Genomic DNA, 25,091 nt, shown 5'->3' on the forward strand with positions numbered 1-25,091 from the left:
TCGGCCGTTAGAGGGCAGCGACCCTTCGCCGCGCCAGCTTGTACAGCGCCGCCGTCAGCAGCACCGCCGCCACCGTCAGCCCCAGCACCAGCCCGATCCAGAATCCGAACGCCGCCATCGGCGCATGCGGCGACCACGGGAACCACGCCGGCGCCCGCCCCAGCACGTAGCCGATCGGCAGCGCAAACACCCAGAACGACAGCAGCTGGATGATCATCGGCTCGCGCGTGACCTTGTAGCCGCGCAGCGCGCTCGACGCCGCCACCTGGGTCGAATCCGATAGCTGAAACACGGCCGCGAACAGCAGCAGCTGCACGCACAGCTGCTGGACCGCCGGATCGCTCGTGTAGGCGCGCGCGATTTCCCAGCGAAACACCGCGATGAACACCGCCGACAGCACGCCGAACGCCACCGACATCGCCACTCCAACCCACGACACGAAGCGCGCCTTGCGCGGATTGCCCTCGCCGAGCGACTGGCCGACGCGGGTAATCAGCGCGATGCCGAAACTGAGCGGCACCATGAACACCAGCGATGCGAAATTGAGCGCAACCTGGTGCGCCGACACCTGCACCACGCCGAAGCGCGCCACCAGCAGGCTCACGCCGCCGAAGGCGCTCACTTCGGCGAAATAGGTGATCCCGATCGGCAGGCCAAGGCGCAGCATGCTGCCGATCTCGCCCCGGTTCGGCCACTCCCAGTGCGTGAACGGAAAGGTGCGGGAATATTCCGGCGCGACGCGCATCCACGCGATCATCGCCGCCAGCATCAGCCACATGCCGGTCGCGGTGGCGACCGCGCAGCCGACCGCGCCCAGCCTGGGCATGCCGAGGTTGCCGAACACCAGCAGCCAGTTGACGACAACGTTGAAGGCCAGCCCGCCCAGCGCGATCACCATCACCGGCTTGGTCTGGTTGATGCTGGTGGTGTAGCCGTACAGCGCGCGGTAGCAGGCGAATGCCGGCATGCCGAGGCTGATTACGTGCACGAACATCGACGCCTTGGCGTTGACGGCCGCGCCCAGGCCGATGTGGTCGAACACGAGGGTGGCAAGGTTGAGCGCGGCGCAGCCGAGCAGTCCGGTGCCCACGCCCATCCACAGGGCCTGGCGCACCGAATGGGGAATCTTGGCGAAGTTGGCGGCGCCCACTTCGTGCGCGACCACTGTGTTTATCGCCATCATCACGCCCATCACGGTGACCAGAATGATCGACCATACCGACGCGCCCAGCGACACCGCGGCCAGTTCGTCGGCGCTGACATGGCCGGTCATCGCGACGTCGGCCACGCCCATGCCGACCGTGGCGATCTGGCCGACCAGCATCGGCCACGCGAGCTTCCACAGCGAGCTGATTTCCTGGAGGACGGGGGAGGGTGATGAAACGGCGGCAGTGGACATTGAATAGCGGCGGGCCAAACCGGCTATTCTACTGGCAATTCGCTGGAAAACGACGGGGCGCGCGAATGCGTCAACGGTCGTGCCGGCGCGGGCTGGCACCCATGCCGAATTCGCTGCCGTGGGGAAATCGGCTCACCATGGGTACCTGCCTTCGCCGTGCGACGGCGGTATTCGCCTCAGCGCTTGCCCGCTTCGACCGGCGGCAGGGTCTTCAGGAAGGTGTACAGCGCGCGCAGGTCGGTCTCGTTCATTTGCTTGAGCGAAGCGAAGGGCATCACTTCACTGATTGCGCTGCCGTCGGGCCGGCGTCCGCTGCGCAAGGTCGCCATGAACACTTCGGGCGTCGGGTAGCGCGGCATCACGCTGCCTTTGCCAGGCGTCAGGTTGGCGGTAGCGGGCCAGGTCGGCGGCGCGCCTGGAATTTTGCCACCCGACAGGCGGGCGCCATGGCATCCCATGCAGGTGTTGGCCACATAGGCGCCATGCTCGACCGTCACCGCCGGCGCCACCGGCACCGCCGGCGGCAGCGTGTGGTCGATCTTTTCGGCCGCATCCTTGATCACGCCAAACGCGTACAGCACCTTGGCCGGCGTGGGCAGCTCGATCACCGGCGGGACGCCCGCCGCCGGCGGCAGCGACTTGATATATACGATCAGCGAGGCCATGTCCTCGTCGGTCAGCCGGTTGTAGTCCTCGCTGGGCATGATCATCACCGGGTTGCCGTTCGGCTTGACGCCGTGGCGCACGGTGCGCACCCAGTCTTCCACCTTGTAGCCAGTGGTGACGCTGTTGGCGCCGGAGGTGATGTTGGGCGACATGACCAGTATCGCGCCTTCCTTCATGACAGTCCTGCCGGCGCCGTTGGCGCCGTGGCATTCGGCGCAACCGCGCGTGCTGAACAGGTAGCGGCCCTGCTCGATGCGTGCCGGATCGTTGCTCAAGGCGACCGGCGCCACCGGCACCGCGATCTTGCGCGTCAGCTTGCTCTCGCCCGCCGCCTTGCCGCCGAGGGCGACGGCCAGGCCGGCCAATGCCAGCGCCGCCAGGGCGATGCCGGTTCGTTTCGTCCATTTGCTCACCATTGTCAAGTTCCTTTCCTCAACAAACTGACCGTTGTGTCAATTTATCATCATGGCAAGAAAGCCGAAACCGAAAAATACGGGGTGAGTGCGATTTTTACAAATATTTGGCGTGGCGGCGGCGTCAAAGCGTGCGCTCTTAGGGCGCGCGGAGTACGATAATAAAAACACAAAACATCTCCCGGAGAGCCATTTCGTGGAATACAAGGATTATTACGCGGCCCTCGGGGTCGAGAAGACCGCCTCGGCCGAGGACATCAAGAAGGCTTACCGCAAGCTGGTGCGCAAGTACCATCCCGACGTCAGCAAGCACAAGGATGCCGACACCAAGACCAAGGAAATCAACGAGGCCTACGGCGTGCTGGGCGACCCGGAAAAGCGCGCCGCCTACGACGAACTGGGCAGCGGGCGCCGCGCCGGCCAGGAATTCCAGCCGCCGCCCGACTGGGCCTCGGCCTTCGGCGGCGGAGGCGGCATGGACAGCGACTTCTTCGCCGACCTGTTCGCCCATGTGGGACGGCGCGGCCGTGCCGGCGGAGGCGGCGGCTACCAGATGCGCGGCGAGGACATGCACGCGGCCATCGCCATCGACCTGCACGACACCTATCACGGCGCCACCCGCAAGGTCAGCATGCGCGTGCCGCAGCATGACGCCTCGGGGCGCGTGGTCACCAGCGAAAAAACCATCGAGGTCAAGATTCCCAAAGGTATTTTGCCGGGCAAGCAGATGCGCCTGACCGGGCAGGGGCATCCCGGCGCCGGCGGCGGGCCGAACGGCGACCTGTACCTGGAAATCCAGTTGAACCCGGACCGCCGCTACACGGTCGAAGGAAGCCACGTGTACGAAACCGTGCCGGTGGCGCCGTGGGAGGCGGCGCTGGGCGCGAATATCGCGGTGCCGACGCCGTCCGGCGAAGTCGAGGTGACGGTGCCGCCCGGCTCGCAGACCGGACGCAAGCTCCGGCTAAAGGGTCGCGGCATTCCGGCCCATCCGCACGGCGACTTGTACCTGGTCTTGGAAGTGGTGTTGCCGCCGGCCGACAGCGAGCAGGCGCGCAAACTGTACGAAACCATGGCGCGCGAACTGGCCTTCGACCCGCGCGCCCGCATAGGAGCGTAGATGATGGCGCAAGGCAATCCCCTGGACGGCGTGCTGGTCGACGAAGTTGCCCTCAGCCTGGAAGAACTGGCGCGCGCCTGCGCGGTCGAGCCGGACTGGGTGGTGCGCCACGTGCGCGCCGGTGTGCTGGGCAGCGGCGACAGTGTCGAAGTGAGCGCCTGGCATTTCTACAGCGGCGACCTGGTGCGCGCACGCCGGCTGCTGAGCCTGGAGTCGGTGTTCGACGCCAACGAGGACATCGCCGCGCTGGTGCTCGATTTGGGCGACGAGATCCACCGGCTGCGCGCGCGCCTGCGCGTGCTGGGCGGCGAGTAGCTTTCTGCATGTGGCGCTGACAAAACCGGGGTCAGGTCCGGCGGACCTGACCCCCCCAGCTTTTGGTCGGCGGCGCATCAGAATCTCATCGGGCGTTCGCGATCGCGGGCATGCGCGCGCCGTGTCTGCGGGGCGCGCACTAGAATCGGTTAAACAGCTGATCAATACTGATGACATCGGAGAGCGAACATGGCGGAGAATACCCAGGCGTTAAAAGGCAAGCAGGTCGCGGTGCTGATGACCGACGGCGTCGAACAGATCGAGTACACGTCGCCGCGCGGCTTCCTCGAACAGCACGGCGCGAAGGTGACCCTGGTGTCGCCGAAGAAAACCGGCGAGGACATCCAGGGCTTCAATCACATGGCGCCCGGCGACAAATTCAAGGTCGAGAAAAACGTGAAGGAAGCGAAGGTTGGCGACTACGACGCGCTGGTGCTGCCGGGCGGCGTGGCCAATCCCGACATGCTGCGCCTGAGCCCGGAGGCCATCGACTTCATCCGCGCGTTTGCCGATGCGGAAAAGCCGATCGCGGCGATCTGCCACGGCCCGTGGACGCTGATCGATGCGGGCGTGGCGAAGTCGAAGCACATGACCAGCTGGCCCAGCCTGCAAACGGATTTGCGCAACGCCGGCGCCGAATGGACCGACGAGGCGGTGGTGGTCGACGGCCGGCTGATCACCAGCCGCAAGCCGGACGACCTGCCGAAATTTAACGACGCGCTGCTCAAGGAACTGGCCGCGGATAGCGAACCGGACACCGGGCCGTCGTCCTGACCAGCGGGGAAGGGGCGCGCACTCAGGGCGCCGGCCGCTACCGGTTCTTCCTGGCGCGTGGCGCGCCGGTGCGGCGCACCGGCTGGCCCGACAGCACGCCGCTGTAGTTCGCGAGCCGCTCGCCGATCCGGGTGTGGCCATCGACGATGTCGAACAGGCGCAGGTCCTTGCTGTGCGCGCTGCCGCGCACCTTGATCACCGCCATCACGCGGCGCAGCTGGCCGGCCAGTTCCACGTAGCGCTGCATGATGATGGCGTCGGCAAGGAAGGCGTTGTCGTAGGCGCTGAAGCTGAGCATCGTGTAGCGGTCTTCCAGTTCTGCCGTCATCAGCACGGTCACCCCCATGCTGGTCAGCACGGCGACCAGGCGATACAGCGATTCGCGGAAGTCCGCGCGGAAGATCGCCGACAGCGACAGTTCGAACCCGGACAGGGAGTCGATCACCACGCGCCTGGCGTCGACCTTGCGGATCATCGTTACGAGGTCGTGCAGGATCTCGTCGATCGACAGGTCCAGCTCGCGCGTATTGATGATGCCGACCTTGCCGTCATCGACCAGTTTCTTCAGTTTGTGGCTGACCAGCTGGTTGGGACTTTTTTCAAATGCGGCGATCACGCCGTGTTCGCCCAATCGCGCGCCCTCGACGAGAAACTCGGTGGCCAGGACGGTCTTGCCGGCACCGGACGGACCGACCACCAGCAGCGAGTAACCGGCCGGCACGCCGCCGCCCAGCATCGCATCGACTTCCGGCACGCCCATCGACACGCGTTCCGATGGCACCCGTTCACGCGTCGTCTGGGAGGGCGCCGGCAACACCGCGCGCGGGAAGACATGGATGCCGCCGCCGTCGATGCGGAAAGTGTGCGCGCCCAGCTTCTGCGCGGCGCCGCGCATCTTCACCACTTGCATCTTGCGCACCATCGAGTCGCCCTGCACCCGTTGCGACAGCCACACGATGCCGTCGGCCACGGTAAAGACGGGACCGGCTTCGGTGTCGGGCTTGAGGTATTCGCCGATCAGGAAGGTGGTGGCCTGCCAGCTGGTCATCTGCATGCCGAGCTGCTGGATGAACAGCTGCAGGTCGGCGAAGCCCTGGTCGGCGGCCGGCGCCGCTTGCGCCACCGAGCGGAACGAATCGACGAACACCAGGCTCGGCGCGTATTCCTGGACCTCGTCCATGATGCGCGCGATCACGCGGTCGAAATTGCCGTCGACCATGTCGGAAGCCAGGTTGACGAACTTGATCGACTGTTCCAGCTTGTCGAAATCGAAGAACGCGAATTGCTGCTGGTAGCGCAGCATCTTCAAGGGCGGTTCGCCCAGCACGGTGAAGAACAGCGCGCGCCGCTCGGGATTAGCCAGCGAAAACATCAGCTGGTGGGCCAGCGTCGTCTTGCCGCTGCCGGGTGTGCCGGCGATCAGGTTGAATGAAAACTCGGGCACGCCGCCGCCGAGCAATTCATCGAACCCGGGCACGCCGGTGACCAGCCTGCCGATGTTGACTCGATTACCCATCGTCCTGCTCCTTGCTTGTTTTTGTTGCTGCGACGCGGCCGATGGCTGATTGCACGATCAGCATGGTCAGGTGGGTGCCGATGAAGGTCGACAGGATGTCGATCACGGTGTTGAACAGCAGCGAAAAGGCGGCGTGCGCCTGGGCCGGATCCTGGCCTTCGAAACAGCGGCGCAGCAGATGGAACTCGGGGTCGGCGGGGCGCGCGCGCGGGTCGAAGATCAGCCAGGGAAAATCCAGGCTGACGCGATGCGCGCTGCGAAACAGCAGGGTTTCGAAACCCGGTTCGCCGATCATCTCGATCAGGCGGTTCGCCAGCTGTTCGAGCACTTCGATGCTGGTATCGACGATCGCGCCAGGGTCGCGCGCCAAGCCTTGCTCGATAATGGCCCGCGGTGAAACCTCGTCTGTCGCCATATGATTAGCCGGGTGTTGAATGTCGAAAATTCAAGCCATTTTAAGTCGGATGCTACAAAAATCAAAGCGATGGACGGCGCGGATGTGCGCATCGGGCCTGGGCAGGCAGCCCTGCGCCGTTCGCACCACGCGGGCATCGGACGTATGGCAATTCTGATCACCATTGGCGCTGGGTTGAGGAAGTTCCTGGTGACCGACTTTTTCTCAAGGTTATCAATCTGCGAATGAATTACTGAAGTTTGCGTAAAACGGTGTCAGAGCTCATCTGTACGCACTAATATTGGCAACGCGATAACACTCCGTATCTTTTTGTTAGTAAGCCGTGTGCTGTCGTTGAAGCATTGTCCCATCTCGCTACTGGCTCAAGGTACAGCGTGCCGGGCGGCCATCATCGATTGGCTGCGCATTCGTCCCGAACGCGCAATTTTTTGAGACTCGCATGGACCTTGTGCCGATTCGGGCCGAAGTGATCGACGCGCGCCGCAGCCGTAAGGCAGGCGCGATCATTCTGGCACGCCCAGTGCCTATGAAGATTGCGGCTGGCTTCGGCGCGGCGGTTGTGGTGGGCGTCGCGATGTTGCTGGCCTTCGGCGAGTACACCAGCAAGGTGCGGGTGACCGGTCTGCTGGCGCCGGCTGGCGGCGCCATCAAGGTCGTCGCCGGCCAGTTCGGCCGGATCAGCGCGCGCCACGTCCGCGAGGGCGACGCGGTCAAGGCCGGCCAGCTGTTGTTCGAGCTTTCGGCCGAGCGGGTTGGGGCCGGCGGCTCGATCGACGACCGGGTCGAGACCCAGCTCACCGAGCGGCGCACCCAGGCCGCCCTGCGCCGCGCCGCCACCCGCGACCAACTGGCCCAACAAACGGCGGCACTCGGGCGGCAGCGTCTATTGGCCGAGGCAGAACTGGCCAACCACCAAGGCGCCATTGCCATCCAGGACACCTTGGTGCGCAGCGCTCGCACCACATACGCCCGCTACGCCAAGCTGGCCAGGCAAGGCTTCGTCGCGCAGGCCCTGCTGGCGCAGTACGCCAATGCGCGGGACGTGGAGCTTGCCAAGCGAACGGCGCTGGCGATCAATTTGCAAAACGCGCGCCGCGCGCTGGAACAGATCAAGGGTGAACTGGCGGCGCTGGCCGGGCAAAGCAGGGTGAGCGAAGCCGACGCGCGCGCCAGCTTGGCCGCGCTGGCACAGGAAACTGCCGAACATGACGGGCGCCGCGCCACTACCGTTCTGGCCCCCGCTGCCGGGCACGTAACCACATTCGCCTACAGCGTCGGTCAGACGGTCCCGGCGGGCACGGTGCTGGCAACGGTGCTGCCGGCCGGCGCCGCGCTGGAGGCGCAGCTGCTGGTGCCGTCGCACGCCAAGGCGGCGATCAAGCGCGGCCAGCGCGTCGAGCTGCGCATCGACGCATTCCCGTACCAGAAATACGGCCTTGTTCCCGGGACCGTCGAGCAGATCGAGCTGAGCCCGATCACCGATCTCCCTCCCGGCGCCGCGCCGGGCGCGATGCTGTACCGCGCCAGTGTCACGCTGTCGGCCAACGCGCTGACGATGTATGGCCAGCGCACCGCATTTGAACCAGGGATGACGCTGCAAGCGGACATCTTTAACGATCGCCGGCGCCTGATCGAGTGGGTGTTCGACCCGCTTGTCAGCGCCGCGAAGGGCCGCGCGCCATGAGGCGCGTGGAAAGTGAAGTGTTACAGGAGAAAAATCTTGCAAGTTCTTAAAAAAACGCTGTTGGCCCAAGTGGCCGGCGGCTTCGGCGATGAACTCGAGTTCAACCACGAAGACGGCAGCGGCTCTGGCGGCGACGCGGGCGGATGGGGCAATTGGGATAATAGCAGCAACGAAATGTTCGGTGCCGGCGGCTCTAGCAATGACGGTCCCGCTAGCCTGGCCTTGAATTTCGGCAGCGTGCAGGCCAACGTCGGCGGCAGCGGCTTCGATAGCAACGGAGTCGGCCCAAACAGCTGCGTGGCGCAGCCGCCGGCGGGCGGCCTGTTTGGCATGACGATGACGGAAACGCTAGGCGCCGCTGCCGGCGCTACCGCAGCCGCGGCTGGCATCGGCGGCGGCTGGGGTGCCAGCGCGGCCATCGAGGCGGCAGGAGGTTTCGGCCAAATCGGAACGATGGGCAGCGCCGCAGTGGGGGTCACCTCCGCCGCTCTCGTGGGCGTGGTGGCCTCGGCGAGCGTAGGCGTCGGTGCGGGCGCGCTGCTCTATGGCCAAAGTGAAATCGTGCAAGACGTCTCGCAGACGCTGGTCGGCGCCGCGCTTGAAGCTGTCGAAGATGTCAAGGAGGTCGGCGCCTGGGTTCTCGGCATCGAGCACAAGCGTGAACCCGTCTTCCATCCGTAAGCGACGGACAATCCCCGATTGGAGCATTTCATGAAACGCATCGTCCTGAAACCGTCCACCAAGCTGCAATTGCAGGCGGCCCTCGGCATACTGTTGGCCTCGCCGGCGTGGCTACTTTTTTACGAGCTGCCTGGGGTTCATGACTGGCCACTGTGGCTCTTGATTGGTTTCCCGGTGGGGAGCATGCTGGCCTGCTTTGTCTGGTTCCGCCAGTGCATGGCGCCTGATGGGACCAGTTTCAAACCCAGGTGGTAGTAGGCGTCGCCTGTTCCTAAGCAGCAGCTTCATCGCCCCCGGCTGTGAAGTTGCCTTTGCTTACGCAGACGGCTAGGTTCCTGCTCGTCAGCTGAATAACCGTTGCCGTCCACCTTCCTGGAGCCCCTCCCATGAAACCGAGCAAGAAGTTGCGACACGAGATGAAGCTGCACCGCGTCTTTTTCCTGGCCACGCTGCCGGGCTCCATCCTGTTTCCAGTGGCCTTCGCCGCGCCGATCTTCGATGACGTACCGCTGTGGGCCAAGTGCGCCTTCGGCGCGCTGTGCCTGGTGCTGTTGTACGCATGGTGGCGCCAGTGCCTGTCGCCTGACAAGACAACCTTCACGCCGCGCATCTGGAAATAGTTCCCGCTCCGTCCAGGCCCACGCAGCTTCATCGCGCCGGCTGGGAAGCTACTTTTGTTGGAATCCCGTCATGCCTTCTTCGTCTCTGCCGTTGATCCTGCAAACCGAGGTCGCCGAGTGCGGCCTAGCCTGCCTCGCCATGGTGGCTGGCCACCACGGCTTTCGCACGGACCTGTCCACCCTGCGCGCGCGCTTCCCGGGCTCGCTGCGCGGCACTTCCTTCGAGGTATTGGACCAGTACGCCGTCCAGCTCAATCTCTCGACCATCGCCTACTCGCTGACCCTCGACGAACTATCGCAACTGAAAGCGCCGGCCATCCTGCACTGGAACCTGAACCACTTCGTGGTGCTGCGCCGCGCCACCGCAAGGAAGATTACCATCCACGACCCGGCCCAAGGCGTGCGCGAGCTGAGTTACGCCGAGGCCAGCTGCTGTTTTACCGGCAACGCCCTCGAATTCCAGCGCAGCACGGAGTTCCGCCTGGCCGACGAGCGGCGAAAGATTTCGTTGGCCGGCATGATCGGCAAGCTCGATGGCTGGTGGCAGTCGCTGGCCCAGCTTTTCGCCATGGCGCTGGGCATCGAAGTGCTCGGCCTCGTCACGCCCAAGCTGAGCCAATACATGGTCGACGAGGTTCTGCTGACAGCCGACGCGACGCTGCGCGATGTGATCGCGCTTGGCATGGTGCTGCTGCTGCTGACGCAGAACGGCCTGTCGCTGCTGCGCGGCTGGGCTATCTTACATGTGACCACCCACCTGAACGTGCAATGGGTCAGCGACGTCTTCAGCCGTCTCGTCAAACTTCCGCTGGAATGGTTCGAAAAGCGCCAACTGGGCGATGTGCTGTCGCGCTTCGGCTCGGTCGGGCCGATCCAGGACCTGCTGACCACGCGCGCGGTAGGCGCCGTACTCGACGGAATGATGGCGACGGCCACGCTTGGCATGATGCTGCTCTACAGTCGGGTGCTGACCGCAGTGGTGGTCGGCACAACTCTGCTGTACGCGCTGGTACGGGGGGTGGCGTACCGGCCGGTCCGCAATGCCAGCCTGGAAGGCATGGCCTTGGGCGCGAAGGAACAGAGCTGCTTGATGGAGACGATCCGCGCGATCGGGCCGATCAAGCTGTTTGGCAAGGAGGCCGACCGCCGCGCGCGCTGGCTGGCAATGAAGATCGACACTGTCAACCGCAACGTGCGCACGCAACACATGGGTCTGTGGTTCTCCAACATCAACAGTGCGATCGGCGCGCTGTCGGGCGCATTGGTGCTGTGGCTGGGCGCCGGCCTCGTAATGGAGGGCGCCTTCACGGTCGGCATGCTGTTCGCGCTGACCTCCTACAGTGGAGTGTTTTCAAGCCGCATGGCCAACCTGATCAACGTCACCATCGACTACAAGATGCTGTCGCTGCACTGCGAACGGCTGGCCGACATCGTGTTGGAGGCTACGGAGCCGGAGATCGCGCACGCCGTGCCGGTGGAGCGTCTCTTGCCGCGGCTAGAACTAGTCCACGTCGGTTTTCGCTACAGCGCTGTGGAACCGTGGGTGCTGCAGGACGTCAACTTGGTGATCGAACCGGGCGATTCGGTGGCAATCGCCGGCGTATCCGGCTGCGGAAAGAGCACCTTGGCCAAGATCATCCTGGGCAGCCTGAAACCGACCACCGGCCAAGTGCTCTACGGCGGCGTGCCGATCGAGCAGCTGGGCATGGCGGCCTACCGTAGCATGCTGGCGGCGGTGATGCAGGACGATGTATTGTTGGCCGGTTCGCTAAGGGACAACGTGTGCTTCAGCGCCGAACGGCCCGACGCGTCGCGCATCGTCCACTGCGCCCGTCTGGCGCAGGTACATGACGCCATCGAGCGCATGCCGATGGGCTACGAAACGCTGATCGGCGACATGGGCAGCAGCCTGTCCGGCGGGCAGAAGCAGCGCGTGCTGCTGGCGCGCGCGTTGTACAAAGAGCCGAAGGTGTTGATCCTCGACGAAGCGACCAGCGCCCTCGACGTGCAGCAGGAGCGCAATGTCAACGCGGCAATAGGCAGCCTGCCGATGACCCGAATCATCATCGCCCACCGGCCCGAGACGATCGCCAGCGCCCGACGCGTGGTGTTACTGCAGGGCGGCCTCGTGGCGCATGATGCGGTTATTGTCAGACCTCCCGAGGAGCGGGAGGCGCAGGATTCGATTGCATGATGGTGCCTAGGCCAAAAAAATTTCGACAGTCGGTACAAAATCGGCAGATGTATTCACGTGTTCGCCGGCAATATGCATGCGCGGTTGATAGTCAAGCACCGGACTTTCATGCTCATCCGTTAGGCCTATAACGTCGTTAAAAACCGGAGAGGACGGATCCCATTCATATCGACGAGTGACGGATTTCAAGTCGGGTGCGCCGAAAACGTATCGTTCTTCGTAACGTAGATACAGTGCGGTCACTTCGTCACGCCAGAACAGTTCAGTGCCGTCATTCCAACACTTGCTCAACTGGAGGGACGGCCAGGGTCTCGATTTCACCGTTGCCTTGATGAAGACGATTCGCGCGCTCCACAGACGAGCCCGTGAGAGACGAAAAAAAACCGTCCCGCGGACGGTCTTTTAGGATGCGGTGGTGGAGGCGGCGGGAATCGAACCCGCGTCCGCAAGCACTACACAGACAGTTCTACATACTTAGCACTGCCATTTAATTTAACCGGTACAACGCGGACGTGCACGCTGTGTACAAGCGAGTTACCTATTATTTAGTCGAATACTAAGTAACCCAGTATCGGACGAGTCCCTGTAAATGACTCTAGAGCTTTTAACGGCCCACCCCAGGGACGAGGTGTTCTAGAGCTAGCAGCAATTAAGCTGCCAGTGCGTACGAGTTATCGTTTGCAGTTAAGTTTTTTCTGGGTGTATTTACGAGGTAACCAGCCCTCGGTATGCCCTGCGCTGCTTCGCAACCCACGTCGAAACCAGGTCGCCCCCACAGAACCATCATTGTATCCCAATCTTCCCCTGCGTGCGGTTCATCCTTGCGCCGCACGCAGGGCCGGTCCCTTAGCGGTTCTGATTGGCGATCTGGTTGCCCAGCATGCCGCCGCCGATCGCGCCGGCCACGGTCGCCAGCTTGCGGCCGTTGCCGCTGCCAACCTGGTTGCCGAGCAGGCCGCCGACCACCGCGCCCACGCCGATGCCGACGTAGTTCGGTTTGGCAGGCTGCGGCGCCTGCTGCACCGCTGGCGCGCGGTAGTTGTCGTTGTAGTCGTTATGCGCAACCTGCTGGGTCTGGTGATGCACCACATGGCGCGGCGCGGCGTGCTTGACCGCCGGCGCCTTGTGCACTGGCGCGGGCGCCGGCTCGTCCACGTACAGCTGCTGCGGCTGGACCGGCTGCGGCGTTGCCGCTGCCAGGTTCATCGGCGCCGCGGCCGGCGTTGCCACCAATGGCGCGGCGGTTGGCAGCGGAGTCTGCTCGGGTGCAACGGCACCACGCGAGGAGGGCAGCAGGCCGGTGATCGCCGCAGTGCCAGCCACGCTGACGATGATGACGGAGGCGGCTGCCGCTGCCATCAGTGGGTGAATACGGGTTGCGGTTTTGATCGATTCCATTTTTCTGCTCCTGAGCGTTAAGTTGTGCTGCAGGAACAGATTAACCGCGCGCGCCGCGCCCGGATAGGCGGAAGGCTGTTTCAGTCGTTACAAGGTGTAAGTACGGACTGTCGTACCAGCGAAGGCTGGTACCCATGCTGAAGAAGCCGAAGAGGTCAAGCACGCTCAGTGTGAGCACCTGCCTGCGCAGGTACGACGCGGCGGGGCGTCACGCCGCCACGGCGTTTCCCGACAGCGCCAGCAAGGTGTCGAGCAAGGCGCCCGGCGACTCCAGCAGGAAGTCCGCGCCCCATGTGCCCGGCTCGACGGCGCCGCAGTAGCCCCAGGCGCAAGCGACGGTGACCATCCCCGCGGCGACGCCGGCTTCTACGTCGCGGAGGTCATCGCCGACATACCAGCAATCCTCAGGCGCCACACCCAGCCGGCGCGCGCCTTCCAGCAGCGGCGCCGGATGCGGTTTCGGATGCGGGGTGGTGTCGCCCGAAATGATGCAGCCTGCATGCGACAGCCCGATCTGCGGAATCAGCGGGTCCGTGAACCGCGCCGGCTTGTTGGTGACGATGCCCCACGCCATGCCGGCGCCGGCGATCCCTTCCAGCAGCTCGGCCACGCCGCCAAACAGCGAGCTCTCCACCGCCATCGCCGATTGGTAGCGGTCAAACCACTGCAGCCGCAGTTCCTCGTAGCCGTCATCGGCCGGCGTCAGCCCGAAAGCGGCGCCGATCATGCCGCGCGCACCCGCCGAAGCGGTCGGGCGCAGCACGTCGTAAGGCGTCGGCGCCAGCCCGCGCTGGACGCGCAGGAAATTGACGGCCGCCGCCAGGTCCGGCGCGGTGTCGGCCAGCGTGCCGTCGAGGTCGAACAGGATGGCACGCGGTGCCTGGATTGGGAGTGCGCGATTCATGGAAGTCTTGAAAGGTCAAAGCGGCCGGGTGCAGGCCACCATGTAGTTGACGTCGGTGTCGTCGTTGAGCGAATACAGCTTGGTCAGCGGATTGTAGCCGAGGCCTTTCATCGCATCGAGCTGCAGCCCTGCCTGGCGCACGAACTGCGACAGCTCGGCCGGCGTGATGAACTTGGCGTAGTCGTGCGTGCCCTTGGGCAGCATGCGCAGCAGGTATTCGGCGCCGATCACGGCGAACAGGTAGGACTTCGGATTGCGGTTCAGGGTCGAAAAGAACACGCGGCCGCCCGGCTTGACCAGCTTGGCCGCGGCGCGCACGATCGACGCCGGATCGGGCACATGCTCGAGCATCTCCATGCAGGTGACGACATCGTACCGGCCCGCTTCGCGCTCGGCCATGTCCTCTGCCGAAATGAGCTCGTAGCGCATCGCCACGCCCGACTCCAGGCTGTGCAGGTCGGCCACTTTCAGCGCCTTGTCGGACAGGTCGATCCCGGTCACGTCGGCGCCCTTGCGCGCCATCGATTCGGCCAGGATGCCCCCGCCGCAGCCGATGTCGATCACCTTGCGGCCGGTCAGCAGCGCACGCGCGTTGATCCATTCGAGGCGCAGCGGATTGATGTCGTGCAGCGGGCGGAATTCGGACGTCGGGTCCCACCAGCGGTGGGCGAGGTCACTGAATTTTTGGATTTCGTGTTGGTCGGCGTTCATAGGCGGAATAATAACGGGAAATTCAAACGGTGGGCGAACAACTGGCGCGCGAGAGGAGGGCCGAGCCGCGGCCCCCGGGTTGTCGGCTCCGCGTGCGTCTGCACACACCATAAAAAAACCCCGCCGCAGCGGGGTCCTTGAAGAGAGCGGCAAGCCGCCCTGGCATTACTTGTTGCGGGTACCGACGACTTCGATTTCCACGCGGCGGTTCTTGGCGCGGCCGGCGGTGGTCTTGTTGTCAGCGACCGGCTGCTTCTCGCCCTTGCCTTCGGTGTAGATGCGGTTCGCTTCCACGCCCTTCGACTGCAGGTAGGCCTTGACGGCTTCTGCGCGGCGCACCGACAGCTTCTGGTTGTACGCATCGGTACCGATCGAGTCGGTGTGACCGACGGCGATGATCACTTCCAGGTTCATGCCGCTCAGCTTCGACGACAGGTCGTCCAGGCTGGCTTTGCCGGCTGGCTTCAGCACGGCCTTGTCGAAGTCGAAGAACGCGTCGGCCGAGTAGCTGACTTTTTCCGAAACCGGCACTGGCACTGGAGCCGGTGCTGGCGCCGGCGCAGGAGCCGGGGCTTCGACGACTGGCGGCGGCGGAGGCGCGACGCACTTGCCGTTTTCCAGCTTCTCAGGAGCCACGCACAGCGGCAGGTCGCAACCTGGAACGGCATCGGCCGGGGTCCAGTAGCCGGTGCGCCAGCACAGGCCGAACGGGTTGCGGGCGATGACGCCGCGCGCATCCTGCACGTAAGCGCTGTAAGGCGACGGCGCCTTGATGTCGGTGGTCAGCGGTGCGTATGGCGGCGCGGTCGCGGCCGAGCTCTGCGCAAACGCGCTGCCCGCCAGCGCTGCGGAGGCGGCGAGGATAAAGGTGGCTAATTTATTCATATAGTTTTCTTCCTTTCGGGGGTAATTTCCGCAGCAAACTCTGCGCAACTTGGCGTGCATGGTCAGAATACTAACACTTTCTCATGCCTTGCCTGCTCGGATTGCGAAACAGGCAATTGACTTCTCGGCCATTTTGCCACACCAACCGAATTCACACGACGCCCCGCAATTCAAACGCGGTCCAATCCGAAACTGACGTTGTTTATTTGCAACATCGTCAGATCCGCCCACGGCCGCGCTTGACAGACCCTTTCCACCCTCTGAATTGGACAAAAAATCAACAGCGGGGAATTGCGCTAATGCTATAAGCCGCATGGTAAAATCGCCCGCTTGTAACATAACCACAGCCTGAGACCAGTCCCTGCCAATGGATCAATTCGCAAAAGAAACAATCCCTATTTCCCTCGAAGAAGAGATGCGCAAGAGCTATCTCGATTACGCGATGAGCGTGATCGTCGGCCGCGCATTGCCGGATGTGCGCGACGGCCTCAAGCCTGTGCACCGCCGCGTATTGTTCGCCATGCACGAGATGAACAACGTCTACAACCGCCCGTACGTCAAGTGCGCGCGCGTGGTCGGCGAAACCATGGGTAAGTACCACCCGCACGGCGACGCATCGATCTACGACACCCTGGTCCGCATGGCGCAGGACTTCTCGCTGCGTTACACCCTGGTCGACGGCCAGGGCAACTTCGGCTCGATCGACGGCGACTCCGCCGCGGCGATGCGTTACACCGAGTGCCGCCTCGACAAGATCGCCAGCGAAGTGCTGGCCGATATCGACAAGGACACCGTCGACTTCCAGCCTAACTACGACGGCAAGGAAAAAGAGCCGACCGTTCTGCCGACCCGCATCCCGAACCTGCTGATCAACGGCTCCTCGGGTATCGCCGTGGGCATGGCGACGAATATCCCGCCGCACAACATCACCGAAGTGATCAACGGTGCGCTGCACGTGCTGCGCAATCCGGACTGCTCCATCGACGAGCTGATCGAGATCATCCCGGCGCCGGACTTCCCGACCGCCGGCATCATCTACGGCGTCTCGGGCGTGCGCGACGGCTACCGCACCGGCCGCGGCCGCGTGGTGATGCGTGCCAAGACCCACTTCGAGGAATACGGCAAGGACGGCGGCCGCATCGCCATCATCGTTGACGAGCTGCCCTACCAGGTCAACAAGAAGTCGCTGCTCGAGCGCATCGCAGAAAACGTGCGTGACAAGAAGCTCGAAGGCATCTCCGATATCCGCGACGAGTCCGACAAGTCGGGCATGCGAGTGGTCATTGAACTCAAGCGCGGCGAAGTGCCGGAAGTGGTGCTCAACAACCTGTACAAGCAGACCCAGCTCCAGGACACCTTCGGCATGAACATGGTCGCGCTGGTCAACGGCCAGCCGAAGCTGCTGAACCTGAAGCAAATGCTCGAGTGCTTCCTGTCGCACCGCCGCGAAGTGGTCACGCGCCGCACAGTGTTCGAACTGCGCAAGGCGCGCGAACGCGGCCACATGCTCGAAGGCCTGGCTGTCGCACTGGCCAACATCGACGACTTCATCGCCATCATCAAGGCCGCTCCGACGCCGCCGCTCGCCAAGACCGAGCTGATGGCGCGCGGCTGGGACTCGTCGCTGGTGCGCGAGATGCTGGAGCGTACCGAAACCGGCGCCGCCGGCGGCATCGAGGCCTTCCGCCCTGACCACCTGCCGAAGCACTACGGCATGCAGCCGGACGGGCTGTACAAGCTGTCGGACGAGCAGGCGCAAGAGATCCTGCAGATGCGCCTGCAGCGCCTGACCGGCCTGGAGCAGGACAAGATCGTCAACGAGTACAAGGACGTCATGTCGCACATCGCGGACCTGCTCGACATCCTGGCCAAGCCGGCGCGCGTGACGACCATCATCACCGACGAACTGACCGTCATCGTCAACGACTACGGTACCGGCAACAAGGACGCGCGCCGCTCGACCATCGAGATGAACGCCACCGACCTCGAAACCGAAGACCTGATCACGCCGCAGGACATGGTGGTGACCCTGTCGCACACCGGCTACATGAAGTCCCAGCCGATCGCCGAGTACCGCGCCCAGAAGCGCGGCGGCCGCGGCAAGCAGGCCATGGCGACCAAGGAAGAGGACTGGATCGACCAGCTGTTCATCGCCAACACGCACGACTACATGCTGTGCTTCTCGAACCGCGGCCGGATGTACTGGCTGAAGGTGTGGGAAGTGCCGCAAGGCTCGCGCAACTCGCGCGGCAAGCCGATCGTCAACATGTTCCCGCTGCAGGACAACGAGAAGATCACGGTCATCCTGCCGCTGTCGGGCGAAAACCGCACCTTCCCTGAAGACCACTTCGTCTTCATGGGCACCTCGCTCGGCACCGTCAAGAAGACGCCGCTGAAGGACTTCAGCAACCCGCGCAAGGCCGGCATCATCGCGGTCGACCTCGACGAAGGCGACTTCCTGATCGGCGCCGCGCTGACCGACGGCGAGCACGACGTGATGCTGTTCTCCGATTCGGGCAAGGCGGTGCGCTTCGATGAAAACGACGTGCGTCCGATGGGCCGTACCGCGCGCGGCGTGCGCGGCATGAACCTGGAAGAGGGCCAGAACGTGATCGCGCTGCTGGTGGCCGAGAACGAGCAGCAGTCGGTGCTCACGGCAACCGAGAACGGCTTCGGCAAGCGTACTCCGATCACCGAGTACACCCGCCACGGCCGCGGCACCAAGGGCATGATCGCCATCCAGACCAGCGAGCGCAATGGCAAGGTCGTTGCGGCCACGCTGGTCGAGCCGAAGGACGAGATCATGCTGATCACGACCGGCGGCGTGCTGATTCGCACCCGCGTGTCCGAGATCCGCGAGATGGGCCGGGCGACCCAGGGCGTGACCCTGATCGCGGTCGAAGACGGCACCAAGCTGTCGGGCCTCCAGCGCATCGTCGAGACCGACCTGGAAGAACCGGACCTCGAAGCGGCGCCGGAGTAAGCGTAGTGCAAAGGGGAGGCTGCGGCCTCCCTTTTTTTATCCAACTCAAAGGGCAACCCAATGAAAAAGATCGTTCTCGCAGCCTGCCTCGCCCTGTCGTTCGCCGTGCCGTCGGTGTACGCCCAAAAAGCCGCGCCGGTCGATCCGGCCACCGCTGCCGCCGCGCGCGAATTGCTCGAATCGATGAACTACCGCGCCACCATGAAAGCGATGATGACGCAGATGCAGCAGAATATGCCGGCCGTGATGCTGCAGGGCGCCACCGCGGCCATCGAAGGCAACCCGAAGCTGACCGCGGAGCAGAAGGCCGCCGAAATCAAGAAGGCGCGCGAGGAAATCCCGAAGGCGTCGGCCTCCTTCGGCGCGACGTTTAGCGACCCGGCGCTGATGGATGAACTGGCCAACGAAATGGTTCCGCTGTACGCCCGTCATTACACAGTCGACGAACTCCATCAAATGGCCGCGTTTTACCGATCCCCGGTGGGCGTGAAGATGATGGCGACCATGCCCGAAGTCATGGGCGAGTCGATGGTGATCAGCCAGAAGGTCATGATGCCGCGGATTAAAGCCGCAATTGCCAAAGTCGTGAAGACCCAGTAATCCGCTGGCGGGCCTTTTTGGGCCTGCTCAGCGAAAAGTCGGCGGACGGGCTACACTTTATGGTCCGTCTTCATCAGGAAGGCTGTGCGAAATGCCGCCGGCCCCAAATGAATGTCGTTCCAGCGCAGGCTGGAACCCATGCGCCACTTGAACAGCGCCGATGCCAGATCTGGCATGGTATGGGTTCCAGCCTTCGCTGGAACGACAGTAATGGGGCGGCGGCCTTGTGTTCATTTTCATCGAGCTGACTTTACGTGACCCATATCTACAACTTCTCCGCCGGCCCCGCCGTCCTTCCGAAAGAGGTTCTGCAGCAGGCCGCCGCCGAAATGCTGGACTGGCACGGCAGCGGCATGTCGGTGATGGAGATGAGCCACCGCGGTCCCGAATTCATCTCCATCTACCAGCAGGCCGTGGCCGACCTGCGCGAACTGCTCGCGGTCCCGGACAACTACAAGATCCTGTTCCTGCAGGGCGGCGGCCTGGCCGAAAACGCCATCGTGCCGATGAACCTCGTCGGCCGGGTCGCCCAGCCGGCCACCGTCGATTTCGTCCATACCGGCTCATGGTCCGGTAAGTCCATCAAGGAAGCCGCGCGCTACGCCAACGTCAACGTGGCCGCAAAGCCCGCCGATGGCTTCACCAGCGTGCCGCCCCAGGAATCGTGGAAGCTCACGCCAGGCGCCGCCTATCTGCACCTGTGCACCAACGAGACCATCGACGGCGTCGAATACAATTTCGTGCCGACCGTGCAGGGCGACACCCCGCTCGTGGCCGACATGTCCTCCCACATCCTGTCGCGCGTCATCGACGTGTCGAAGTATGGCGTCATCTTCGGCGGCGCCCAGAAGAACATCGGCCCGGCCGGCCTGACCCTGGTGATCGTGCGCGAAGACCTGCTCGGTCACGCGCTGCCCATCTGCCCGTCCGCATTCGATTGGAAGATCGTCGCGGACCACGACTCCATGTACAACACGCCGCCCACCTACGGCATCTACATCGCCGGCTTGGTATTCGCCCACCTGAAAAAAATCGGCGGCGTGGCGGCGATGGAGCGCATCAATATCGAAAAGGCGCGCCTGCTCTACGCCGCGCTCGACGCCGACGATTTCTACTCGAATCGGGTGGCGGTCGCCGACCGCTCGCGCATGAACATCCCGTTCTTCCTGCGCGACGAATCCCTCAACGACAAATTCCTGGCCGGTGCAAAAGCGCGCGGCCTGCTGCAACTGAAGGGCCACAAGTCCGTCGGCGGTATGCGAGCATCGATCTACAACGCGATGCCGATCGAGGGCGTGCAAGCCCTGGTCGATTATTTGAACGAGTTCGCCGGAAGGTAGTCTAATCATAGAGAACCGCGGCTTCAACCGAACCAATAAAAGCAGACGATGACAGACAAACTCAAACCATTGCGCGAACAGATCGATGCGATCGACGCGCAGCTTCTCGACCTGCTGAATCGCCGCGCGCGCCTCGCGCAGGACGTCGGCCACATCAAGGCCGAGACCAAAGCGCCGGTGTTCCGCCCCGAGCGCGAAGCGCAGGTGCTGCGCGGCGTCGCCGACCGCAATCCCGGGCCGCTGAAGAACGACGACGTCCAGACCATCTTCCGCGAGATCATGTCGGCCTGCCGCTCGCTCGAAAAGCGCGTCACCGTCGCCTACCTCGGGCCGGCCGGCACCTTCAGCGAACAGGCCGTGTACCAGCAGTTCGGCGGCGCCGTCGACGGCCTGCCGTGCGTGTCGATCGACGAAGTGTTCCGCGCCACCGAAGCCGGCACTGCGGATTTTGGCGTGGTCCCGGTCGAAAATTCGTCCGAAGGCGCCATCAACCGCACGCTTGACCTCATGCTGGCCACCACCACCATCATCAGCGGCGAAGTCGCCATCCCCGTGCACCACAGCCTCATGACGAAAACGGGCTCGATGGATGGCGTGAAGGTCGTGTGCGCACATTCGCAGGCGCTGGCGCAGTGCCAGGTCTGGCTGAACCAGCACTATCCGCAAATCGAACGCCGCGCTGTTGCGTCGAATGCCGAAGCGGCCGTCATGGCCAGCCAGGATCCCACCATCGCGGCCATCGCCAGCGAAATGGCGGGCGAGCAGTACAAGCTCGGCGTGGTGCAGGCGCACATCCAGGACGACCCGCACAACCGCACGCGCTTCGCCGTCATCGGCCACCTGCAGACCAACCCGTCCGGCGTGGACCAGACCTCGCTGGTGCTGGCGGTCCCCAACAAGGCCGGCGCCGTGTACAACATGCTGGCGCCGCTGGCCACCCACGGCGTGTCGATGACCCGTTTCGAGTCGCGCCCGGCGCGCATCGGCACCTGGGAATACTATTTTTATGTCGATATCGAAGGTCACATCTTCGACCCGGCCGTCGCCAAGGCGATGGAAGAACTGAAGCACAACGCCGCCTTCTTCAAAGTGCTCGGCTCCTACCCGCGCAGCCTCTAACTTTTTTACAGAGAGTCGTCACATGTCCAAGCAATACGGTCCAGATTACGTCCGCGCCATCGCTCCTTACCAGGCCGGCAAACCCATCGCGGAAGTCGCGCGCGAGTTCGGCCTCGACGAGGCATCCATCGTGAAGCTCGCGTCGAACGAAAACCCGTTCGGCATTCCCGAGTCCAGCCGCGCCGCGATGGCTGCGGCGGCCGCCGAACTTGGCCGCTACCCGGACGCCAACGGCTTCGAGCTGAAGGCAGCGCTGTCGAAGCGCTACAACGTGCCGGCCGACTGGATCACGCTGGGCAACGGCAGCAACGACATCCTCGAAATCGCCGCCCACGCCTTCGTGCAGGCCGGCCAGTCGGTGGTGTACTCGCAGTATTCGTTCGCCGTGTACGCGCTGGCGACCCAGGGCGTCGGCGCGCGCGCCATCGTCGTCCCCGCCAAGAACTACGGCCACGACCTCGACGCGATGGCCGCCGTCATCGAGCCCGACACCCGCCTGGTCTTCATCGCCAACCCGAACAACCCGACCGGCACCTTCATTCCCGCGGCCGACATCGAAGCATTCCTCAACAAGGTGCCCGAGCACGTGATCGTCGTGCTCGACGAGGCCTACAACGAGTACCTGGCGCCCGAGCACCAGTTCGAGTCCGCCGACTGGGTCCGCAAGTACCCGAACCTGATGGTCTCGCGCACCTTCTCGAAAGCCTATGGCCTGGCCGGCCTGCGCGTCGGCTTCGCGATCGCGCAGCCGCACGTGACCGACCTGATGAACCGCATCCGCCAGCCGTTCAACGTCAACTCGCTGGCGCAGGCCGCCGCCATCGCCGCCCTCAACGACCAGGCCTTCCTGGAGCAGGGCGCGAAGAACAACGCCGCCGGCTACCAGCAGTTCGTCGAGGCGTTCACCGAACTGGGACTCGAGTTCGTGCCGTCGTACGGTAACTTCGTGCTGGTGCGCGTCGGCGACGACGAGCAGGCCGGCGCCCGCGTCAACCTGGCGCTGCTCAAGCAGGGCGTCATCGTGCGCCCGGTCGGCAACTACGGCCTGCCGAACTGGCTGCGCGTGTCGATCGGGCTGCCGGCCGAAAACGCGGTATTCATCGCCGCGCTGAAAAAGGCGTTGGGCTGATGCTCGACAAGGTCGTCATCTTCGGCGTTGGGCTGATCGGCGGCTCGTTCGCGCTGGCGCTCAGGCATGCCGGCGCCGCGCGCAACATCGTCGGCATGGGCCGTTCGCCGGAAGCGATGGCGCGCGCGCTGGAGCTGGGCATCATCGACAGCGTCGGCCAGTCCGTCGAAGAAGCGATGCGCGGCGCCAGCCTGGTGCTGATCGCCGCGCCCGTCGCGCAGACCGAAGCAATCCTGGAGTCGCTGCTGCCCCACCTGGAGGAGGGCACCATCATCACCGACGCCGGCAGCACCAAATCCGATGTCGTGGCGGCCGCGCGCAAGGCGCTGGGTGCGCGCATCGGCCAGTTCGTGCCGGGCCACCCGATCGCCGGGCGCGAATCGAACGGTCCCGACGCCGCCATCGCCGACCTCTATCACGGCAAGAAGACCGTACTGACGCCACTGGCGGAAAACGCCGCCGGCGATGTCGCGCGCGTGGCCGCCGCCTGGGGCTCCTGCGGCGCCATCGTCCACCAATTGACGCCGGCGGAGCACGACAAGGTGTTCGCCGCGGTCAGCCACCTGCCGCACCTGCTCGCCTTCGCGCTGGTGGACGACATCGCACGCAAGGAGCACGCCGAACTGCTGTTCCAGTATGCGGCCAGCGGATTTCGCGATTTCACCCGCATCGCCGCCTCGTCTCCCGAAATGTGGCGCGACATCAGCCTGGCCAACCGCGAGGCGCTGCTCGGTGAGCTCGACGCATATCTGTCACAATTGGTCGGACTGCGCGCGATGCTGGCCGCCTCCGACGGCGCCGCCATCGAAACCGTCTACGCCAACGCCCGCCGCGCGCGCCGCCGATGGACCGGCGAGATCGAGGCGGCCGAATCGCCCGCGCCGCGCAGTGCCGAATAGCTTTCAAGGATTACCCGCATGACGCAGCAGAAAACCTACCCGCACCACATCGACCTCGCGCCGGTCGCGCACGTTGCAGGCACGGTGCGCCTGCCTGGATCGAAAAGCATCTCCAACCGCACCTTGCTGCTGGCCGCGCTGGCCGAGGGCAGCACCACCATCGTCGACCTCCTCGACTCCGATGACACCCAGGTGATGCTGGCGGCCCTGCGCTCGCTGGGCATCGCATGGGAGCAGACCGATGCGCGCACCCACGTCGTGCACGGCGCCGGCGGCGTGCTGCCGGTCCCGCAGGCCGACCTCTTCATGGGGAACGCCGGCACGGCGATCCGACCGTTGACGGCGGCGCTGGCCGTGATCGGCGGCGACTACACGCTGCACGGCGTCGCGCGCATGCACGAGCGCCCGATCGGCGACCTGGTCGATGCGCTGAACGCGGTCGGCGCGCATATCGAATACACGGGCGCGCCGGGCTTCCCGCCGCTGCGCATCGGCCGCGGCCAGCTGAACGCCGAACGCATGTCGGTGCGCGGCAACGTGTCGAGCCAGTTCCTGACCGCGCTGCTGATGGCTGCGCCGCTGATGGCCAAAACCGGCGCCGTACACATCGACGTCGAAGGCGAACTGATTTCCAAGCCCTACATCGAGATCACCCTGAACCTGATGCGCCGCTTCGGCGTGACCGTCGAACAGGACGGCTGGCAGTCGTTCACGGTGCAGCCGGGCCAGAAGTACCGCAGTCCCGGCGTCATCCACGTCGAGGGCGACGCCTCGTCGGCCTCCTATTTTCTGGCGGCGGGCGCGATCGGCGGCGGGCCGGTGCGGGTCGAGGGCGTGGGCGCCAACAGCATCCAGGGCGACGTGCGCTTCGCCGAAGCCCTCGAGCAGATGGGCGCGACCATCACGCGCGGCGACAACTGGATCGAAGCGAAGTCGAACGGCGTGCTGAAGGCGATCGACGCCGATTTCAATCACATTCCCGACGCGGCGATGACGATCGCGGTGGCGGCGCTGTACGCCGACGGCACCACCACCCTGCGCAATATCGCCAGCTGGCGCGTGAAGGAAACCGACCGCCTGGCCGCGATGGCGACCGAGCTGCGCAAGCTGGGGGCGGTGGTGGAAGAGGGCGCCGATTACATTAGCGTCACCCCGCCGGCCGCGATCCAGCCGGCGACCATCGACACGTACGACGATCACAGGATGGCGATGTGCTTCTCGCTGGCCACGATCAAGGGCGCGGCGATGCGCATCAACGACCCGAAGTGCGTCGCCAAGACCTTCCCGGACTATTTCGAGGCGTTCGCCGCCATCGCCAAATAAGAA

General features: G+C 64.4%; 25 protein-coding genes and 1 other RNA gene. 16 read left to right on the plus strand and 10 right to left on the minus strand.

Translation table 11 applies throughout. The features are described from left to right. Positions 1–7 precede the first annotated feature (7 nt). Both Q4S45_RS03230 and Q4S45_RS03235 read right to left on the minus strand, forming a co-directional pair. Positions 8–1,399 (minus strand): MATE family efflux transporter, encoded by a 1,392-nt coding sequence (locus Q4S45_RS03230; protein WP_305509080.1) that lies wholly within the window; start codon positions 1,397–1,399, stop codon positions 8–10. A 176-nt stretch (positions 1,400–1,575) separates the two neighbouring features. Next, positions 1,576–2,481 carry a c-type cytochrome gene (locus tag Q4S45_RS03235; RefSeq protein ID WP_305509082.1) on the minus strand — a complete coding sequence of 302 codons (906 nt, stop codon included), beginning with the start codon at positions 2,479–2,481 and terminating at the stop codon, positions 1,576–1,578. Between the two features lie 193 nt (positions 2,482–2,674). Here Q4S45_RS03235 and Q4S45_RS03240 point away from each other — a divergent pair, with 193 nt between their 5' ends. The 3 genes from Q4S45_RS03240 to Q4S45_RS03250 all read left to right on the plus strand — a co-directional run bounded on the left by Q4S45_RS03240 (position 2,675) and on the right by Q4S45_RS03250 (position 4,687). After that, entirely contained in the window at positions 2,675–3,598 is a 924-nt protein-coding gene (locus tag Q4S45_RS03240) for a DnaJ C-terminal domain-containing protein (RefSeq protein ID WP_305509084.1), read from the plus strand. After that, complete coding sequence (locus tag Q4S45_RS03245) at positions 3,599–3,913, plus strand: MerR family transcriptional regulator (protein WP_305509086.1); 315 nt, start codon at positions 3,599–3,601, stop codon at positions 3,911–3,913. 189 nt (positions 3,914–4,102) lie between these two features. Further along, complete coding sequence (locus Q4S45_RS03250; RefSeq protein WP_305509087.1) at positions 4,103–4,687, plus strand: type 1 glutamine amidotransferase domain-containing protein; 585 nt, start codon at positions 4,103–4,105, stop codon at positions 4,685–4,687. 37 nt (positions 4,688–4,724) lie between these two features. On the opposite strand, the gene Q4S45_RS03255 is transcribed toward Q4S45_RS03250, so the two are convergent. Further along, entirely contained in the window at positions 4,725–6,203 is a 1,479-nt protein-coding gene (locus Q4S45_RS03255) for an ATPase domain-containing protein (RefSeq protein WP_305509088.1), read from the minus strand. After that, a complete protein-coding gene (locus tag Q4S45_RS03260; protein WP_305509090.1) occupies positions 6,196–6,573 on the minus strand; it encodes a hypothetical protein in 378 nt (125 codons plus the stop codon). The genes Q4S45_RS03255 and Q4S45_RS03260 overlap by 8 nt, the downstream gene beginning before the upstream one ends. Positions 6,574–6,630: 57 nt before the next feature. On the opposite strand from Q4S45_RS03260, the gene Q4S45_RS03265 reads away from it, so the two are divergent. The 6 genes from Q4S45_RS03265 to Q4S45_RS03290 all read left to right on the plus strand — a co-directional run bounded on the left by Q4S45_RS03265 (position 6,631) and on the right by Q4S45_RS03290 (position 11,797). After that, positions 6,631–6,846, plus strand: a complete 216-nt coding sequence (locus Q4S45_RS03265) for a hypothetical protein (RefSeq protein ID WP_305509092.1) — start codon at positions 6,631–6,633, stop codon at positions 6,844–6,846. Between the two features lie 298 nt (positions 6,847–7,144). Then, the gene (locus Q4S45_RS03270) at positions 7,145–8,302 is read left to right on the plus strand and encodes an HlyD family secretion protein (protein ID WP_305509094.1); all 1,158 of its coding nucleotides are present in this window, start codon (positions 7,145–7,147) and stop codon (positions 8,300–8,302) included. A 36-nt stretch (positions 8,303–8,338) separates the two neighbouring features. Next, on the plus strand, positions 8,339–8,983 hold the full coding sequence (locus Q4S45_RS03275; RefSeq protein WP_305509096.1) for a hypothetical protein: 645 nt from the start codon (positions 8,339–8,341) through the stop codon (positions 8,981–8,983). Positions 8,984–9,013: 30 nt separating this feature from the next. After that, positions 9,014–9,238 (plus strand): hypothetical protein, encoded by a 225-nt coding sequence (locus Q4S45_RS03280; protein WP_305509098.1) that lies wholly within the window; start codon positions 9,014–9,016, stop codon positions 9,236–9,238. A gap of 131 nt (positions 9,239–9,369) precedes the next feature. Next, complete coding sequence (locus Q4S45_RS03285; RefSeq protein ID WP_305509100.1) at positions 9,370–9,603, plus strand: hypothetical protein; 234 nt, start codon at positions 9,370–9,372, stop codon at positions 9,601–9,603. Positions 9,604–9,673: 70 nt separating this feature from the next. Beyond that, on the plus strand, positions 9,674–11,797 hold the full coding sequence (locus Q4S45_RS03290) for a peptidase domain-containing ABC transporter (protein ID WP_305509102.1): 2,124 nt from the start codon (positions 9,674–9,676) through the stop codon (positions 11,795–11,797). 413 nt (positions 11,798–12,210) lie between these two features. Here the strand turns inward: Q4S45_RS03290 and ssrA are convergent. The 5 genes from ssrA to ompA all read right to left on the minus strand — a co-directional run bounded on the left by ssrA (position 12,211) and on the right by ompA (position 15,695). Beyond that, positions 12,211–12,571: a transfer-messenger RNA gene (gene ssrA / locus Q4S45_RS03295) on the minus strand. A 72-nt stretch (positions 12,572–12,643) separates the two neighbouring features. Continuing rightward, positions 12,644–13,195 carry a glycine zipper 2TM domain-containing protein gene (locus tag Q4S45_RS03300; RefSeq protein WP_305509117.1) on the minus strand — a complete coding sequence of 184 codons (552 nt, stop codon included), beginning with the start codon at positions 13,193–13,195 and terminating at the stop codon, positions 12,644–12,646. Between the two features lie 208 nt (positions 13,196–13,403). After that, positions 13,404–14,099 (minus strand): HAD family hydrolase, encoded by a 696-nt coding sequence (locus Q4S45_RS03305; RefSeq protein ID WP_305509119.1) that lies wholly within the window; start codon positions 14,097–14,099, stop codon positions 13,404–13,406. Positions 14,100–14,114: 15 nt separating this feature from the next. Continuing rightward, positions 14,115–14,810, minus strand: coding sequence for a bifunctional 2-polyprenyl-6-hydroxyphenol methylase/3-demethylubiquinol 3-O-methyltransferase UbiG (gene ubiG, locus Q4S45_RS03310; RefSeq protein WP_305509121.1), 696 nt, complete (start codon positions 14,808–14,810; stop codon positions 14,115–14,117). A 165-nt stretch (positions 14,811–14,975) separates the two neighbouring features. Further along, positions 14,976–15,695, minus strand: a complete 720-nt coding sequence (gene ompA, locus Q4S45_RS03315; RefSeq protein WP_305509123.1) for an outer membrane protein OmpA — start codon at positions 15,693–15,695, stop codon at positions 14,976–14,978. A 367-nt stretch (positions 15,696–16,062) separates the two neighbouring features. Between ompA and gyrA the strand changes: the two genes are divergently transcribed. Together gyrA and Q4S45_RS03325 are read left to right on the plus strand one after the other, a co-directional pair. Then, positions 16,063–18,678 (plus strand): DNA gyrase subunit A, encoded by a 2,616-nt coding sequence (gene gyrA, locus Q4S45_RS03320; RefSeq protein WP_305509125.1) that lies wholly within the window; start codon positions 16,063–16,065, stop codon positions 18,676–18,678. Positions 18,679–18,738: 60 nt separating this feature from the next. Further along, positions 18,739–19,278 (plus strand): DUF2059 domain-containing protein, encoded by a 540-nt coding sequence (locus Q4S45_RS03325; RefSeq protein ID WP_305509127.1) that lies wholly within the window; start codon positions 18,739–18,741, stop codon positions 19,276–19,278. A 50-nt stretch (positions 19,279–19,328) separates the two neighbouring features. On the opposite strand, the gene Q4S45_RS03330 is transcribed toward Q4S45_RS03325, so the two are convergent. Beyond that, a complete protein-coding gene (locus tag Q4S45_RS03330) occupies positions 19,329–19,454 on the minus strand; it encodes a hypothetical protein (RefSeq protein ID WP_305509129.1) in 126 nt (41 codons plus the stop codon). Positions 19,455–19,532: 78 nt separating this feature from the next. On the opposite strand from Q4S45_RS03330, the gene serC reads away from it, so the two are divergent. The 5 genes from serC to aroA are packed head-to-tail and all read left to right on the plus strand — an operon-like array spanning position 19,533 to position 25,088. Next, positions 19,533–20,618: a 3-phosphoserine/phosphohydroxythreonine transaminase gene (gene serC, locus Q4S45_RS03335; protein WP_305509131.1), complete on the plus strand. Its 1,086-nt coding sequence runs from the start codon at positions 19,533–19,535 to the stop codon at positions 20,616–20,618. Positions 20,619–20,666: 48 nt separating this feature from the next. Continuing rightward, positions 20,667–21,737, plus strand: a complete 1,071-nt coding sequence (gene pheA / locus Q4S45_RS03340; RefSeq protein WP_305509133.1) for a prephenate dehydratase — start codon at positions 20,667–20,669, stop codon at positions 21,735–21,737. Between the two features lie 22 nt (positions 21,738–21,759). Further along, positions 21,760–22,866: a histidinol-phosphate transaminase gene (gene hisC, locus Q4S45_RS03345; RefSeq protein ID WP_305509134.1), complete on the plus strand. Its 1,107-nt coding sequence runs from the start codon at positions 21,760–21,762 to the stop codon at positions 22,864–22,866. Beyond that, on the plus strand, positions 22,866–23,765 hold the full coding sequence (locus Q4S45_RS03350) for a prephenate dehydrogenase/arogenate dehydrogenase family protein (protein ID WP_305509136.1): 900 nt from the start codon (positions 22,866–22,868) through the stop codon (positions 23,763–23,765). The genes hisC and Q4S45_RS03350 overlap by 1 nt, the downstream gene beginning before the upstream one ends. Positions 23,766–23,783: 18 nt before the next feature. Then, a complete protein-coding gene (gene aroA, locus Q4S45_RS03355) occupies positions 23,784–25,088 on the plus strand; it encodes a 3-phosphoshikimate 1-carboxyvinyltransferase (RefSeq protein WP_305509138.1) in 1,305 nt (434 codons plus the stop codon). Positions 25,089–25,091 lie beyond the last annotated feature (3 nt).

Origin of the sequence: Massilia sp. R2A-15 (assembly GCF_030704305.1) — a bacterium.
Taxonomy (GTDB): Bacteria; Pseudomonadota; Gammaproteobacteria; order Burkholderiales; family Burkholderiaceae_D; genus JAFCUW01.